Genomic DNA, 14,798 nt, shown 5'->3' on the forward strand with positions numbered 1-14,798 from the left:
CCCTTCTGGCTTGGGGAGGATATGATGAGCTATTCCATCTTAAAAAAACTGCCACCAATAGAAAAAATCATTCAGGAATTGCCATTACCCCACTCTGCCTGTCAGCAAATTGCCCAAGACCGGCAAGAGATTAAAGCGATTTTGGAAGGACAAGATAAACGTCTTTTGATGATAGTCGGTCCTTGTTCGGCGTGGCCTAAAAAAGCTGTATTGGAATACGCGGAGCGTTTGGTGCAACTCAACAATAAAGTCAAACACGCTTTAAAATTAATCATGCGTGTTTACATTCAAAAGCCCAGAACGACAAAAGGCTGGACTGGCCCTGTTAATCAACCCGATTTATTTTCAACCCCTGATATTGAAGCAGGTATAAAATATACCCGGGATATGATGATAAAAGTCATTCAAATGGGGCTCCCTATCGCTGATGAGGCTCTTTTCACCCATAATGCCAAAGGATTCCTTGAACTTCTATCCTGGGTTGCAATAGGTGCCCGTAGTTCAGAGGATCAAGAACATCGAATTTTTGCCTCTGCCCTTGACTGTGCGGTTGGATTAAAAAACCCCACACATGGTTCACTTGCTGTAGGAGTAAACAGCCTGGTTGCCTCACAGCATCCTCATGTCGCTGTCTTTGATGGATATGAAGTGCAAACCCATGGTAATCATCATGCTCATCTCGTTCTGCGTGGCTCAAACCAAGCCCCCAATTACTCCGTTTCTCACCTGGAGGAAGTGATGTACTACATGGGCATGCATCAGATAGTTAACCCTTCTGTCATTATTGATGTTAGCCATGACAACTGTCTGGTGAATGGGAAAAAAAATCATCAACTGCAACCATCAATTGCTTTTAGCATTCTGGAAAGCATCAAAAATAGACCCGATTTAAAACAACTGGTCAAGGGATTCATGGTAGAAAGTTTCATCAAAGAAGGTAATCAAAAATTAGACTCTATCAATCCGGCAAACATTGATTTAAACGGCTTATCCGTTACAGATCCTTGCCTCAGTTGGGAGAAGACAGAATCGTTCCTGTTGGAACTGGCAGAGAGGGAAGCGTTATGAAAAATCTCGTTGAAGAAAAAGAAGCGATTCGCTTCGGTGTTTCCGGAGATATCGGATCATTTTCTGAGGAAGCAGCACTGCTTTATGCCAAAGAGAAAAATATTAATGCTCATCTCATTCATTTGCTGGATATGGAAGGCGTTTTAAATGCTATTGAGAATGAAACTATAGATTTGGGCATCTTACCCGTTGTTAACTTTTTAGGAGGATTGGTAAAACCAGCATTTCAGGCTATGGGCAAATATTCATTTACTCCCATCGATGAGATTTGGCATGACATTAACCAATGCCTGCTGATTAAGCCGAATACTCAACATCATAAAATCACACAGATTGTTTCACATCCTCAAGGTCTTGCCCAGTGCAAAAAATTCCTACGACACAAATTTAAAGATGTGAAAAAAATAGAGTGGATCGATACAGCCAAAGCAGCAAGAGATCTGGCAGAAGGAATATTACCACCCCATACCGCTGTCATTGCGTCGGCAAGTTGTGCACCACTTTATGGTTTGAAAATGAGAGCGAGAAATATTCAGGACAGCCATCGAAATAAAACGGCTTTTATATTAGTTAAAAAATAGAGTGATAAGGTCCCTATCTGGTAAGGAGTTCATCATGAGTACGATTGAAGAACTAAGAAAACAAATTGAACAAACTGATGCATATATCATTGAAAAATTGGCTCAACGCCTAGAGTTGTCTAAGCAAATCGGCGCTTTAAAAGCTAAAGAAGGAAAAAAAATAATAGACCGCCTGCGCGAAAAAAAATTGTTTGAATATTATGACTATTTGTCCAGGCAATATCACTTGCAACAGGATTTCGTGACTCAACTATTCAAGATAATTATTTCAAACTCTAAAAAGGTGCAAAAATAATGACGTATTGTGAAAAAAAGTGCTTGCCCAAAGATTCCGCAACAGTTGCCATCAATTCTCTAGCTCAACTAAAAATAAATGCAGGAATCAAAATTCATAATCTCAGTGCTGGAGAACCCAAATTGCCCCCCCATCCCTCCATAATAAATGCCGTCACACAAGCTATGGAACAAGGGCATACCCTTTATCCTCCAATAATGGGTATTCCTGAACTACGAAAGCTGAGTTGTGAGTGGATGAACAGATCCTACAATTGCTCATTCCAACAGGAGCACTGCCTGGTTGTGAATGGCGGAAAACTCGGCATTTATTTACTCATGCAATTATTACTGCAGCCGAACGATGAAGTGATTATTCCTTCTCCATACTGGGTCTCCTATCCAGCCATGGTTGAATTGTTTGCTGGCACCCCCGTGATAATGGAAACGACAGAAGTTGAAGAATGGAAACTAACGCCACAGGCTCTGAAAAAGGCTTGTTCCGCAAAAAGTAAAATACTCATTCTGAATAATGCCAACAATCCAACCGGAGCCTTGTATACCCAATCCGAACTGACTCACTTGCTACAAGTAGCCGAGGAGCATAATCTTTTAGTTATCTCTGATGAAGTCTATAGCGAACTGACCTATGATGATCATCATTACGTATCCTGTGGTTCTTTCCCTCAATTTCGGGAGCGTGTGATCATCATTCAAAGCTGTTCCAAGAACTTTTCCATGACCGGCTGGCGAGTGGGTTTCATTTTTGCTCCAGAACTATTTATCAACCCTTTAACGTCTCTAGTCAGTCAAAGCACCAGTGGAGTAACTACCCTTAGCCAATGGGCCGCTGTGGCTGCACTGCAAGAAGCAAATCAAGTCAATGAATGGGTTCAACAAAACATGCAAAAAAGAAGAGATTGCCTCGTCCAGTCCTTGCATGACTATTTAGGATTAACCATAACATCCCCGGTTTCATCACTTTATGTTTTTCTTTCCCTAAAAAAGCTAGGCTTCCAAAATCAGAATTCCGAGGAATTTTGTAAACAAGCTTTGGATAAGGCCAATGTTGCGATAGTACCCGGAATCGCCTTTGGTAAAGAAGGGTATGTGCGTTTGTCTTTTGGGGGAGGTGAAGAAGATTTAAAATCAGGTATTTATGCTCTGGCACAATGGTTACATCATTGATTAGGTCAATTGATTACTCTGCAAGAAGCGTTACCAGACCTATTGCATAACCAGTCTCAAACGTTTCTGTGGTGCTTATTTAACGACTCTATAACAGGACTTACGAAAAACCCCAAGGTCGAGGCAAAAAATGTTGTTAATGAGGGAGTTTAGATAAACTAAATGACCGAATTAAAAACATTTTTTAACAAAGAGATTGGGATTTATCCTAAGTCCTGTATAAAATTGATTCATTCGACAATAGGCTAAAAAACCATTATGTTATTTATCGAAATATCAGGATAGAAAAATCATGCCAATAGAATACGATAATTTAATCTGTTACAAACAAATATCCATTGATGACCATGGAAAACTTAAATTTTTTCTTGAAAAGCACAGTACAAAAGAAGGAACATGGGGGAAACTTTCCCTAAACGAAGGTGAAATTGATTTTATTTTCCAGGATGGCTTGGGCCAGGAACTGTCGCGCATCCGACTGGATAAAAACAATCAGCAATTATCTATTCCTCCGGCTTCCTGGCATAAAATCATTCCAATCAGCCCCACCTTCAATGCTCAGCTTGAGTTTTATTGCAAACCTCATCGCTACTTTAACAAAAAATACGGCTTAACTGAGGTGCACCGTGACTTACTTTACGTGTATCATACCTACTTGTCGCATTCAGGCTCACTCACTGCGTTGGATGTCGGTTGCGGTTCCGGCAGAAATCTTTTGTACTTAGCCCAACTTGGTCATGCAGTGACTGGAATTGATATCAATCAATCGGCACTGGAAAATATTCAGGTAATCGCTCAAAAAGAAAACCTGAGTCCGATTACTACTTTGTCACAGGATTTAAATCAACCTCAATTCCTTGCACAAGATCATTACGATTTTATCTGCTCAACAGTGACTCTTCAATTTTTAAATGCCTCACGTATCCCGGCTTTATTGACTGAGTTGCAGGATGCAACGAAGAAAAATGGCTATCATTTTCTGGTTTTTCCCGTCCAATCCGATCTTTATTCACTCCCAACCTCATTCACATTTTTGCCAAAACAAGAAGAACTGTATCATTTTTACCAGGACAGCGGCTGGTCTATCCTCGAATACAAAGAAACAGTAGGGCATCTTCATAAACAGGACGAATTGGGAAGACCAATGCAAGGATTATTTGCTCTTTTACTTGCCCAGAAAGTTCTATAAAGTTAGCGTTCATAAAATCAGGACTTAAGATAAATCCCAAGGTTGAGGCAAAAAATGTTATTAATGAGTAAGTTTAGGTAAACTAAATGACCGAATTAAAAACATTTTTTAACAAAAAAATTGGGATTTATCGCAAGTCCTGAAAATGTTATTTTGGCTTGCTAACTGATCCTCAATAAAGAAGACAACTCATTAGGGTTATGTAAAACATCCGCCAGAGTATAACGTTCTAAAATCTGCAGGAAAGCGCGTTGTGCCTCATACAATACACTCTTAAGTTTACAAACCGGGGCAATACAGCAGTTTGCCTTTTCTTTATTAAAACAGGGAACCAAATCGAAATTGGGCTCAAGCTCCATAATCAATTGACCTAAATTAATGGTTTCAGGTGAGGCTGCCATCAAAATACCACCATGTTTCCCTCGTATGGTCTTAATTAAACCCATCTTCGATAAATTATGAATGATTTTGATGAGATGATTGTTTGATATGGAATAAGCGTCTGTAATGTCTTTAATGGTACAAGAACCTTTCTTTAGGGCAATGTAGATCAAAGCGCGCAGGGAATAATCAGTAAATTGAGTCAATTGCATAAAAAATCCTTCTGGTTTGTTGACGCCTATTATTTCTTTTTATAAGATGTATTTCAAATACATCTTTGAGGAGTATATCATGACTAAATCCTTGTTTGAGCGATTAGGAGGACAAAATGCCGTCAATGCTGCTGTGGATATTTTCTACCGCAAAATGCTCATGGATGACAGGGTGAATTATTTTTTTGATGACGTAGATATGGAGCAACAAATCCTTAAGCAAAAAGGATTTTTAACCATGGTGTTTGGCGGACCGAATCACTATACAGGAAAAAGTATGCGCGAAGGACATAAGCATCTTCTTGCCAGAGGCTTAAATGACTCACATGTGGATATTGTAATTGGGCATTTAGGGGAAACGCTTAAGGAATTGGGTGTCAATGAAGAAGACATTCAAAAAGTAGCCGCAATCGCCAATAGCGTTCGTGACGATGTATTGGGGCGATCATCATGAGTACCGTACGATTTAATAATCAATCTTTTGCATTAACTCCGAATGAAAGTCTCTTGCAATGTTTTTTGCGCCACGGGGTAGAATACCCTAACTCCTGTCAAGCAGGCATTTGCCAGTCATGCCTGATTAAAACCAAAGATGGGGAGATTAATCCAAGCTGGCAAGAAGGATTACCGGAAACACTCAAATCTCAAGGGTATTTCCTGGCTTGTCTTGCCAAACCAACTACTTCACTTGATGTCACATCTCCTGATAATGCAGAATGCGAGACACAAGCTCAAATAATGAGCCTGCAACGCTTAAATCACAATGTCATTCAAGTCAAACTGAAGATAGAACACCCTGCTCCCTGGCTACCCGGGCAATACTTGTCGCTCATTAATCCTGAAGGAACAATGCGAAATTACTCCATAGCCAATATCCCTGCTGATGATGGATACATTGAACTGCACATCAAAATTTATCCAAAAGGTGACATGGGACAATGGCTTGTGCAACGCGCGACAACGGATACTTTCATCACCATCCGAGGCCCTTTTGGTCAATGTTATTACCATAATCCAGATAAACTGGCTTTTAATATATTGCTGGCAGGCACAGGGACTGGCCTTGCCCCGCTGGTAGGCATCATTAGAAGCGCATTAACTCAAAAACATGAAGGAACGATTACCCTGGTGCATGGCGGAGTCACGGATGAAGATATCTATTACAGGGAAGAACTGGAAATGTTGTCTTTGTTGTTCAGCAAATTCTGCTATGATCCCTGCGTACTCCAAAGTCAAGGGCTTTATCCCGAGGGTTCAATTGAAAAAAGAGTATTAACACATCTTAATGCGCCCAACACCACGAAAGTCTATGTGTGTGGTCCAAAAGAAACAACCAATAAATTGAAAACACGAATTTTTCTTGGTGGCGTGCCTTCAGCAAATATTTATAGTGATGTTTTTTTATAATATTTAAATAGCCCCGGTGATTTATAATCTGGTGCAAACCAGATTACATCTCATACACCAAAAATTACCTTTCCTCACTGTTGGTAACATTTATTTTCATTAAGAAGTTCCCCGACAACTGACTATCAGAACTTCAATAATTATGTGGCGATATCTGATCTGCCAGCTATACTTAACCATACAATTTTCAATCGTTTTTCTCACGTCTAAAGGGATTACGTCCATGATTATCGATTTTGAAACACACTTCATCACTGAAGCTTGTATTGATTATCTGACTCAACGCAAGGAAGTTCCCAAATTGGTTCCAGAGCTCAATGGAGCTTATACAATGTGTTTTACACCTGAGGTTTCCTTATTTCACACAAGTGCATTAATGGAAGAATTATTAAGTTTAAACGAGCAACGACTGGCAATTATGGACCAAGCAGGAGTGACAATCCAGGTATTAAGTTTGACTACTATCAATGGGATTGACTCCTGCCCTGGAGATGAAAACAAAAGCACTGCTTTAGCAAGAGAAGTCAATAACCAGCTTTACTCTGCCATTCAAAAACATCCCGATCGATTTAAAGGTTTTGCATCCATATCCCCGTATGATGTTAAAGAAGGGGTAAAAGAATTGGAAAGAGCAATTTCTGAGTTAGGTTTTGTGGGTTGGCTTACACACTCCAATTTTGGCCAGAATAATTACCTGGACGATAAAACCTATTGGCCATTATTAGAAGCCGCAGAAGGTTTAAACATTCCTATCTACCTGCATCCCAATGTCCCAATCATGCACGAATTCGGTAAATATGGTTTTGCCTTGGGGGGAAGTGCTTTAGGATTTGAATTTGACACGGCTTTATGTCTGATGCGGATGATTCTTGGTGGTGTATTTGATACGTTTCCCAAATTAAAAATTATGCTAGGGCACTTGGGTGAAACCATGCCTTTTTTAATGGAGCGTCTCGATCACTTATACCGTATACCAGACTTAAAACCTTATCGACCCTCCATCCAACGTATTCCCTCAGAAGTTTTACGCCAAAATGTTTATATAACCACTAGCGGACGGTTCTTCGTTCCCGCCTTACGTTATGTTCTAGAGGTCATGGGAGAGGACAGGGTATTGTTTGCCTCCGATTACCCAATGGAATCCTTACTTGACGCGACTCGATTTATTCAAGATTCCGATTTATCAAACCAAACAAAGGAAAAAATTTTCTCTATAAATGCCAGAAACTTGAACTTAATATGAATCATATCTCTTGCATCATTTCAGTAAGGAGCTGATTTTCTTGCAGACATTAATTGAGCTTGGCTCAATTAATGTCATGCTTTATAGAAATAAAATACGAATGGTTTCATTCTGCAATATTTTTTAACGAAGAATTAACCTATCAGCACCCGCTTCATTGTTTATGGATTGATCACTTGCAATATGGCTCATCCGATGGGTGGAATAAAGCAAATACTTATTTACCCCTTGATGCATCATATCGCGTTTGGCAACCATTTCCCTATAGGATTCCTGCCATTTTTCCTGAAAGCTGGGTAACATATCCCAAATTTTTTGATTTTCCTCCAGAACATCGGCATCTTCTTTCTCAAGTGCAATCTTAAAAGATTGGATGAGAATTTTTTCGACAGTATGAAACATATATTTTTTTGCGCCTTTCCTGACCAAACCAGCCTGTCCATCATTTTCATGAGATACAACGGCTTTCAGCGCTTCATTATATAAACTTATTTGAGAATATCGTAATACTTGTGGTGATGGGAGAAAAAAATATTCCTTTTCGCCATTCTCATTATAATAAGTAAAACTTAAGGTAAACTCTTTCAGCCCTCTCGCATCATCTTTTAATAACTCCTTGGCATACATCATTGTCAAAGTACCACATGAAGCCCTGTCAGCTTGAGGTATTAGCTGTTGCAAGTCCATTGCAGAATATAATTTTAGCAAATCAGGTGTAAAAAAATTCCCTTCGACAAACGGAAAATTCAAATGAAACATCCCTCCCAGATCATGATATCTGATAAGTGCTGTATTATAAAATATCGGTCTTATGGCCTTACCAGGTAAACATATATAGAGATCGAAATGACATCTTCCAGTGGTACGTTGACCGGTAAAAAAATAACCCAAAACCTCTCCTTCTTGCAGTTCATCACAGATGTCTTTTATTTCACTTGCGCTTTCCCTGGCAGTTAACCCCATATAATCAGAATTTCGTTCTATAAATTCATTAATTTTTGCATCAAGTATTCCTTTGCATGACAGCCCCTGACAGATTTCATTGAGTTGTCTTAATTCTTCCAAGGATAAGCCCGAAATGATTTTTCCTTTCGCATCCAGAAAGGAAGTAATTTTATTATATATTTCTTCGTAATAACCTATAAATGCCCCCATATGTTTATTGATAGAAAAAGGAGAGTTTGCGACATTCAGGTTAGGTGGTTGAAAAAATATTTGTAAAAATCTGGCGTATTTGAGCTCCAGGAATTGCTGTTTTTGTTGTTCAAAATTAACCTGGCGCTCTTTTATCAGAGCCTGATATTTGGGTGTAGTGCCATTAATAATCAGGCGAATACCGTATTTTTCCTGATAATGCTTAACTATTTTTTCGAGATCCAGGACACTGACTTGATACCCTGGATAAGAGCTATCTTTTTCTTTAGCCAAAAACTTAGTTTTATCTTGACTCATTTCATATTTTGTTTTCATAAAAAAATCCGGCTGCAGCTTGTATCATTACTAATTCATGAATTTTTCTCATCACCGAAATTGGAATCAATTAATTGTCCGCCGGGATGATTTTCATTGATTTCATAATGACAACTCCTTGCTCTATCTTAATGAAACAACAGATTATTTAAATAACTTGATTTAAGGATAAGATAGGTTGTTATCTTGCATCGTTCAGGCTGAGGAGGCATTTATGCCCTCTCGAAGCCTTGTATGGAGTTTAATGTTTCATGCCAAGGTTTCAAGACGATGCTTAGGCATCTCCTCAGCTCGAACGAACCCTTGATAACAACTGTTTCTTATATAATCCTTATCCATAAATCACGTTAAAATTATTGTTTTTCATTATGAATTCCTTATAAATTAAAAAAACCTCTGCCCAATAAAGACTGACAGAGACAATGGATATTTCAATTTAGAGACAAAAAGATGAGAAGCGATGGTTTGGTGAGTCACACTTCGCTGAATTAAAGTTAATAAACTACTCTCAATCAATAACCAAATCCGAGAGTAAATCGTTCATCTTCTTTGCCTCAGCGACGAACCCGTTTACTAAATTAAAACTAGGTGTTACCACCAGTCCTCCAGATATCCTTGCGGAGAAGATAGGTCGCGGCAAAAAGATCATTTTTTATGATCTTTTATGTGGGCAAAATTTTAACAAAAAAAACTTAAGGATTTATTAAGTAGGCAACACCTTTCATTGAGGCAATAGGGCACTCAAGAACATTCACTGGTTAACTGATTGGATGTACTTTATATTTTTCATTGCATGACTTAATTAATGAATTACAAAACGAACACTCGCTATGCTATACAGGACGTTTTATTCTTGTTATATACTAGGATTCATATCATCACTGTTTGCGGCTGACACAAGCTCTTCAGATTTACATGTTTTCTGATTAGCTTGCCAAAGAAGGATTCTACTAGCCTCTGCATCCGCTAAAAGACACTGCTTCTCAGTGAACTCCTCCCAGGTCAAATGGCATGGTTCTTCAAGTCGATAATCAGCCAAATTGGTCCCCGGAAGTAATTTATTTATAAATTGATCACCATACAATAGGCATTGGTATAAAGAAATAAATTTTTGATACTCTCTAAAAGATAGAGGTTCATACCTTTTACTGCGATGAGTATAAAGAATTAAAAGTAGCTCATTCACTGTCATTGTTGATTCAACATCCAGCGCTATCGACTCCGCTCTATTTTTTTTATTAATTATAAGTTTCATTTGCGACCATTACAGTAAAGTACATCTTGTCTTCTAGTATATTTTAAATGGCAGTAAATCAATATATAGATTTGAGAAATTTAAGCCATTTATTGTCAAACCAGAACTCTATAAAAATCTCACCCAAATAAAGCATAACCTGTTTAGCAAGCCATTTTGAATAGGGGATCTGACTGCAAATATGGATTTATTTCCATCAGCCAGTTTCAGATTTTACTACTATTTCCTGCAAGCAGATCACGTATTTCAGTAAGTAATTGGATTTCCGGAGTAACTGGTTCTGGTTCATTTGCTTTTGTTCTCTGCAGCAGATTGATTAATTTGATGAGTAGAAAAATAGCAAAAGCAACGATAGTAAAATCAATAACGTTTTGTAAAAAATTTCCCCACTTGATTTGGGCGTCTCCTATAGTAAAACTCAATCCTGCAATATTGATGCCTCCCAATAACGAACCAACGCAAGGCATAATAATTCCATCAACCAAAGCAGTGACAATTTTATTAAAAGCAACACCCATTACAACAGCAACTGCCAAATCCATCACGTTGCCTCGCATGGCAAATTCTTTGAATTCCTTTAGTAAACTCATCAGACATCCCTATCATGATTAAGTTAGCGATTAAATGTATATTCGCAAAATTATTCCAATCTTTCAATTACAGACTGTCCTGATGCCAGTTAGCTTGTAGAAGGGAACCTAAACTTACATTATTGCGCAACGTCGTTTTTTAGTATCTTTGTAATCATCATTATCTTTTCTTTCTTTATGTTGTTCAGCCCATAGAGTCAAATCCAGTTGATGCATCATCTTCTTGGGAATCATACAACATTCTATAGCATCATAATTTCCAAAAATATCGGATTCAGGCTGATAAGTGTTTTGTTCTGAAGAAATCTCTTTCTTATGGAAATGTGTAATAAAACAGGCAGAAGCGATGTCTTTACCTAAGCGTTGCAGCATTCCCTCTTCGATAACTATTCCATCTTTTCGCACTGCAGGGATATGTTTGGCCCCTACTCTGGCAATAACGATAGTATCTTCATCCATCTTAAGTAAAATTTGATTACAAAAACCTTCATTACCCCGTTGAACTCTGACCAATGATTTTCCATAGAGATGGTAGGCCCAGTACAAACAATGATCAAGATCATTAAATATTCGATTCCCAATTTGCAAACCCAAATCTTTTATACGTGCCGTCACTTTTTTAATGGATTTAAGATTTATAAAGGGATTGCTGACGTTATCTTCTAACCCATAAACCTCAACATTATTTTTAATTAGCGCAATTAAGGAAGGTTCAACTTTATTTAATTTGCTTAAAGATTCAAAAGTGTAAGGTTCCAAATTATCTAATGCAGATAAATTTTCATCGAAAAATACAATTTTCTTGTTTATTTTACCTTGCTTTTGCAATTTTAAAATGCAATCGAGACAGTCCTCGCTTGCATAGGAGTAATGGTTTTCCCCTATCAGGATGCATTTTTTCCCATTGCTTATTTGTTCCAGAAACCAATCTTCGAATTCCATTAGCATATCTCACTTGTTGCACTGTCGCTCAGCAAACAGAGTTTGCATTTTTTTATTCACAGCAGATGCAATCCGATTATTTTCTGTTTTTTCTAACCTACCCAAATTCCGCTTCAATTGATTCATCCATTCCCGATCAAAACCTTTTTGACAGAATAATCGATTTTGACGTACATATTCTTCCAGAAGCTTCGATTGTTTTTTACCAAGATGCATATCCTGGCTTGAGGAAATTAATATTCCATCCAAAATAGCATAAATGCCTGTTTCTAATGATGGAAAAGAGCGATTTTTTTCATATAAATTGGAAAAATTAACCTCATGATACTCTTCATGCGTGGTAGCAGGTGAAATCTTATTATGATGTTCTGCCAAAGGGATACAACCGAACTGAAATATACCAAGCACGATAATAATAAAATGTCTTTTCATCTTACACCACCTACAAATTGAGCATAAAAAACAATCCATTATGAAATTAACATATCTACCCAGCATTGAGGAAATATTTCAATTTTGACTAAAATACGAAATTCATTTCATTTTACTCAGCTTATGCTTGTTTCTATGCGCTTACTGCCGCTGCTAAGCCAACTGTTTTAGGAGAGCCTGAAAGTTTGGTAATTTGAGAGCAAATGTCATCTGCAAAGAATACAAAGTGTTTTTTCTGCTTCTCAACCACTGGATTGCCCTCGCTCTGGCCAATGATAATACCATGACCATGCCATGTTTTATCGGATGCGTCCTGCTTTAATTGCAGTGAAGTTGAAAGCATTAACGCACTACCTTCCTTATCTATGTTAAATACTGCTGAATCACCCCCTGTTCCCAGCAAGGAGCAAGCAATTTTTTTTTGCTTTACCCATTCCAGAATAAAGGAAATCAAATGTTTTTCTTGAATCCTGGAAGGCGAAATAATTAATTTAACATTGGATAATGAATTGCTTTTTAAAACATATTCCAACATCTCATTTAATATCTTTTCTTTTCGTTTATCATCCTTGTCCGTAGCTTCACTCGACATATGAGTAAATGCGGCAGAACAACCACTATCACTGCCGTAGATAGCAACAGCAGCGCAGGTAGCTAATCCGTCAGTAATAAAAGTCTTATTCGAACCCTTACTATAGATAACATCATCCATGCCAACATTAACAGCGTTTTTAATAAAGGCAAAACATTGCTCTTTAGCCATCAATTTAAATTTTTTCATTCTTAATATTAAAGTCATTTATCCACCAAATTGGCATTATTTTTTCCATTTTAAATGAAAAATGAGTCTTATGAAAAGAAAATCATATAATTTTTATGAAACACTTATCTATGTTAGTATGATGATATGGTTGGTATGGGGCGTAGAATTTACCTGAACTCACACCTTTGATGAGCTGGCCGATAGCCTATATAATTCTTGTTACCAATTGAAATCAATGGATGGGCAAAGGCTCAACCATAGTCAAGCTAAAGGATACTAATGTTTCAATCAATTCTAATAATTGCACTAATGACTTTTAGCTTCATCACTCAAGCAGCTCTCCCCGCTGATCCAATCCAGCGCTGCTTGGATATCAGAAGGCTCGTGGATATCACCTCAAGACAGAAAATGGCAGCCAAAGAACCTGGAGTGTTACGCTTTAAATTTCATAAAATTTCTGCATCAGAGCTGCCCTTAGATAATCCTGTGGGTAATATGGACGAAGTTATCCAGGCATTAAATAATCAAATTGAAAATTGCAATAAAAGCAATGGTGAATTTCAGACAGTGACTATTGCTGGTCGTCCATTCAAGCGCCAGGAGTGGTGCTTGAATACCAACAGAAAAATGCTGACACTCGCAAAAGCGGCCCACGGTGATTTTAAAAAATTTTTATCGAGCATCAAAACCGAGTTTGACTGGTACAAAAGCGATGGCTGGCCCGAAAACCATGCCGGATTTAAAAAGGGTGAATTCCAGTTTACCGCCTATTATGCTCCCGCCGCTGTTGAGGCTCGCACCAAACGAGGCGGAACATTTTTGTATCCTCTCTATAGTAACCCAGGGGTTGTCAGTGTTATTTTGGAAAGCAAAAAATATAATTTGAAAACTCCTCTTTGCGGAGTGGATCCGCTTAGCAAAGTGATGCGTGGATTTTGTCTGAAAAATGCGGATGGCACCTACTCTGTAGCACCAGACCGAGAAGAAATTGAGCATGGGGCTTTAAATCCAAAATATATAATTGGCTATCTTAAAGACCCCAATGACTCTGCTTTTTTAATGCTACAAGGCTCTGGTTCATTGCTTCTTGATGGCAAATTATTTCACATCAATTACGACGGTGCCAACGGCAGGCCACGTACCATGCTTGGCCGCATAGTCCAATGCGCACAAGATCCAACCTGTGGTGGCAATCTTGACACCATGGAACGTTGCGCTAAAGATCCGAAGTGTCATGATGAAGCCAAGTTACGCTGCAACGTATCTAAAAAGATCAGACAAAGCGCTGCATCAGAAAAGCTCATTCGGCAATATCTAAACAAACTCCCCCCTGATAAAGCCGACGACTTGCGAAATCGAGATCAAAGCTATGTATTTTTTGCTAAAGAAGATGGTGGTCCTTATGGTTCAGAAAATATTTCTCTAACTCCCCATGTTTCATGCGCGACTGATCACAGGGTCATTCCTGTTGGAATGAATTTTATCTATCATTGCAAAAAAGCCACTTCATGGTGTGTGGCTCAGGATGCAGGCGGCGCCATTATAGGAGCCCATGTTGACGTCTATAAGGGTGAGGGGAACCAAGCCGGAGTGGAAGCAAATCAGCTCAATCATACTGGAACATTATTTGTGGCACTACCTAAACGGAAATAGAAAGCAGGCGTGCAAAATACGTATCAAAAATGCTATTGGGCCTGCCCTGCCCAGTAGCTGGTGGAAAAATAGAGCACAACCTACAACACATCTCGCTAAAATAAGTGTATATCGAGAATTCATACAAAAAACCATCATATCTCTGCTATCG

The 14,798-nt window shown here is 38.4% G+C and carries 15 protein-coding genes and 1 pseudogene; 9 read left to right on the forward strand and 7 right to left on the reverse strand.

Annotation, left to right across the window (positions count from 1 at the left end):
- The first annotated feature begins 24 nt into the window (after positions 1–24).
- From EL201_RS12900 to tehB, 5 genes are all read left to right on the forward strand, one after another.
- The gene (locus EL201_RS12900; RefSeq protein ID WP_027222639.1) at positions 25–1,068 is read left to right on the forward strand and encodes a 3-deoxy-7-phosphoheptulonate synthase; all 1,044 of its coding nucleotides are present in this window, start codon (positions 25–27) and stop codon (positions 1,066–1,068) included.
- A complete protein-coding gene (locus tag EL201_RS12905; protein WP_027222640.1) occupies positions 1,065–1,649 on the forward strand; it encodes a prephenate dehydratase domain-containing protein in 585 nt (194 codons plus the stop codon). The genes EL201_RS12900 and EL201_RS12905 overlap by 4 nt, the downstream gene beginning before the upstream one ends.
- Before the next feature lie 34 nt (positions 1,650–1,683).
- Positions 1,684–1,944 (forward strand): chorismate mutase, encoded by a 261-nt coding sequence (locus tag EL201_RS12910; protein WP_027222641.1) that lies wholly within the window; start codon positions 1,684–1,686, stop codon positions 1,942–1,944.
- Entirely contained in the window at positions 1,944–3,110 is a 1,167-nt protein-coding gene (locus tag EL201_RS12915; protein WP_027222642.1) for a pyridoxal phosphate-dependent aminotransferase, read from the forward strand. The genes EL201_RS12910 and EL201_RS12915 overlap by 1 nt, the downstream gene beginning before the upstream one ends.
- A 292-nt stretch (positions 3,111–3,402) precedes the next feature.
- The gene (gene tehB / locus EL201_RS12920) at positions 3,403–4,299 is read left to right on the forward strand and encodes an SAM-dependent methyltransferase TehB (protein ID WP_027222643.1); all 897 of its coding nucleotides are present in this window, start codon (positions 3,403–3,405) and stop codon (positions 4,297–4,299) included.
- Between the two features lie 161 nt (positions 4,300–4,460).
- Here tehB and EL201_RS12925 read toward each other — a convergent pair whose 3' ends face one another.
- Complete coding sequence (locus EL201_RS12925) at positions 4,461–4,892, reverse strand: Rrf2 family transcriptional regulator (RefSeq protein WP_027222644.1); 432 nt, start codon at positions 4,890–4,892, stop codon at positions 4,461–4,463.
- Between the two features lie 79 nt (positions 4,893–4,971).
- Between EL201_RS12925 and EL201_RS12930 the strand changes: the two genes are divergently transcribed.
- The 3 genes from EL201_RS12930 (at position 4,972) to EL201_RS12940 (ending at position 7,542) form a co-directional block, all read left to right on the forward strand.
- Positions 4,972–5,346 carry a group I truncated hemoglobin gene (locus EL201_RS12930; RefSeq protein WP_027222645.1) on the forward strand — a complete coding sequence of 125 codons (375 nt, stop codon included), beginning with the start codon at positions 4,972–4,974 and terminating at the stop codon, positions 5,344–5,346.
- Positions 5,343–6,299 (forward strand): FAD-binding oxidoreductase, encoded by a 957-nt coding sequence (locus EL201_RS12935; RefSeq protein ID WP_027222646.1) that lies wholly within the window; start codon positions 5,343–5,345, stop codon positions 6,297–6,299. Before EL201_RS12930 ends, EL201_RS12935 begins: the two co-directional genes overlap by 4 nt.
- A 223-nt stretch (positions 6,300–6,522) precedes the next feature.
- Positions 6,523–7,542, forward strand: a complete 1,020-nt coding sequence (locus EL201_RS12940) for an amidohydrolase family protein (protein WP_027222647.1) — start codon at positions 6,523–6,525, stop codon at positions 7,540–7,542.
- Positions 7,543–7,665: 123 nt separating this feature from the next.
- Here EL201_RS12940 and EL201_RS12945 read toward each other — a convergent pair.
- The 6 genes and pseudogenes from EL201_RS12945 to EL201_RS12970 all read right to left on the reverse strand — a co-directional run bounded on the left by EL201_RS12945 (position 7,666) and on the right by EL201_RS12970 (position 13,030).
- Positions 7,666–9,082, reverse strand: a pseudogene (locus EL201_RS12945) (lpg2538 family Dot/Icm T4SS effector).
- A gap of 786 nt (positions 9,083–9,868) precedes the next feature.
- Positions 9,869–10,267 (reverse strand): hypothetical protein, encoded by a 399-nt coding sequence (locus EL201_RS12950; protein ID WP_027222649.1) that lies wholly within the window; start codon positions 10,265–10,267, stop codon positions 9,869–9,871.
- A gap of 206 nt (positions 10,268–10,473) precedes the next feature.
- The gene (gene mscL / locus EL201_RS12955; protein ID WP_027222650.1) at positions 10,474–10,857 is read right to left on the reverse strand and encodes a large-conductance mechanosensitive channel protein MscL; all 384 of its coding nucleotides are present in this window, start codon (positions 10,855–10,857) and stop codon (positions 10,474–10,476) included.
- 114 nt (positions 10,858–10,971) lie between these two features.
- On the reverse strand, positions 10,972–11,805 hold the full coding sequence (locus EL201_RS12960; RefSeq protein WP_080273141.1) for a hypothetical protein: 834 nt from the start codon (positions 11,803–11,805) through the stop codon (positions 10,972–10,974).
- A 3-nt stretch (positions 11,806–11,808) separates the two neighbouring features.
- Positions 11,809–12,231, reverse strand: a complete 423-nt coding sequence (locus tag EL201_RS12965) for a hypothetical protein (RefSeq protein ID WP_027222652.1) — start codon at positions 12,229–12,231, stop codon at positions 11,809–11,811.
- 133 nt (positions 12,232–12,364) lie between these two features.
- Positions 12,365–13,030 (reverse strand): hypothetical protein, encoded by a 666-nt coding sequence (locus EL201_RS12970; RefSeq protein WP_027222653.1) that lies wholly within the window; start codon positions 13,028–13,030, stop codon positions 12,365–12,367.
- 243 nt (positions 13,031–13,273) lie between these two features.
- Here EL201_RS12970 and EL201_RS12975 point away from each other — a divergent pair, with 243 nt between their 5' ends.
- Positions 13,274–14,647 carry an MltA domain-containing protein gene (locus tag EL201_RS12975; protein WP_027222654.1) on the forward strand — a complete coding sequence of 458 codons (1,374 nt, stop codon included), beginning with the start codon at positions 13,274–13,276 and terminating at the stop codon, positions 14,645–14,647.
- The last annotated feature ends 151 nt before the right edge of the window (positions 14,648–14,798 follow it).

This window comes from Legionella pneumophila subsp. pascullei (genome assembly GCF_900637585.1).
Classification (GTDB): domain Bacteria; phylum Pseudomonadota; class Gammaproteobacteria; order Legionellales; family Legionellaceae; genus Legionella; species Legionella pascullei.

Excerpts from the sequence above, each read along its gene's own strand:
- EL201_RS12930 (WP_027222645.1), top strand. The coding sequence starts at position 4,972 with ATGACTAAATCCTTGTTTGAGCGATTAGGAGGACAAAATGCCGTCAAT.
- EL201_RS12900 (WP_027222639.1), top strand. The coding sequence starts at position 25 with ATGAGCTATTCCATCTTAAAAAAACTGCCACCAATAGAAAAAATCATT.
- EL201_RS12925 (WP_027222644.1), bottom strand. The coding sequence starts at position 4,892 with ATGCAATTGACTCAATTTACTGATTATTCCCTGCGCGCTTTGATCTAC.
- EL201_RS12975 (WP_027222654.1), top strand. The coding sequence starts at position 13,274 with ATGTTTCAATCAATTCTAATAATTGCACTAATGACTTTTAGCTTCATC.
- EL201_RS12935 (WP_027222646.1), top strand. The coding sequence starts at position 5,343 with ATGAGTACCGTACGATTTAATAATCAATCTTTTGCATTAACTCCGAAT.
- EL201_RS12915 (WP_027222642.1), top strand. The coding sequence starts at position 1,944 with ATGACGTATTGTGAAAAAAAGTGCTTGCCCAAAGATTCCGCAACAGTT.
- EL201_RS12950 (WP_027222649.1), bottom strand. The coding sequence starts at position 10,267 with ATGAAACTTATAATTAATAAAAAAAATAGAGCGGAGTCGATAGCGCTG.
- EL201_RS12910 (WP_027222641.1), top strand. The coding sequence starts at position 1,684 with ATGAGTACGATTGAAGAACTAAGAAAACAAATTGAACAAACTGATGCA.
- EL201_RS12960 (WP_080273141.1), bottom strand. The coding sequence starts at position 11,805 with ATGCTAATGGAATTCGAAGATTGGTTTCTGGAACAAATAAGCAATGGG.
- EL201_RS12965 (WP_027222652.1), bottom strand. The coding sequence starts at position 12,231 with ATGAAAAGACATTTTATTATTATCGTGCTTGGTATATTTCAGTTCGGT.
- mscL (WP_027222650.1), bottom strand. The coding sequence starts at position 10,857 with ATGAGTTTACTAAAGGAATTCAAAGAATTTGCCATGCGAGGCAACGTG.
- EL201_RS12905 (WP_027222640.1), top strand. The coding sequence starts at position 1,065 with ATGAAAAATCTCGTTGAAGAAAAAGAAGCGATTCGCTTCGGTGTTTCC.
- tehB (WP_027222643.1), top strand. The coding sequence starts at position 3,403 with ATGCCAATAGAATACGATAATTTAATCTGTTACAAACAAATATCCATT.
- EL201_RS12940 (WP_027222647.1), top strand. The coding sequence starts at position 6,523 with ATGATTATCGATTTTGAAACACACTTCATCACTGAAGCTTGTATTGAT.
- EL201_RS12970 (WP_027222653.1), bottom strand. The coding sequence starts at position 13,030 with ATGACTTTAATATTAAGAATGAAAAAATTTAAATTGATGGCTAAAGAG.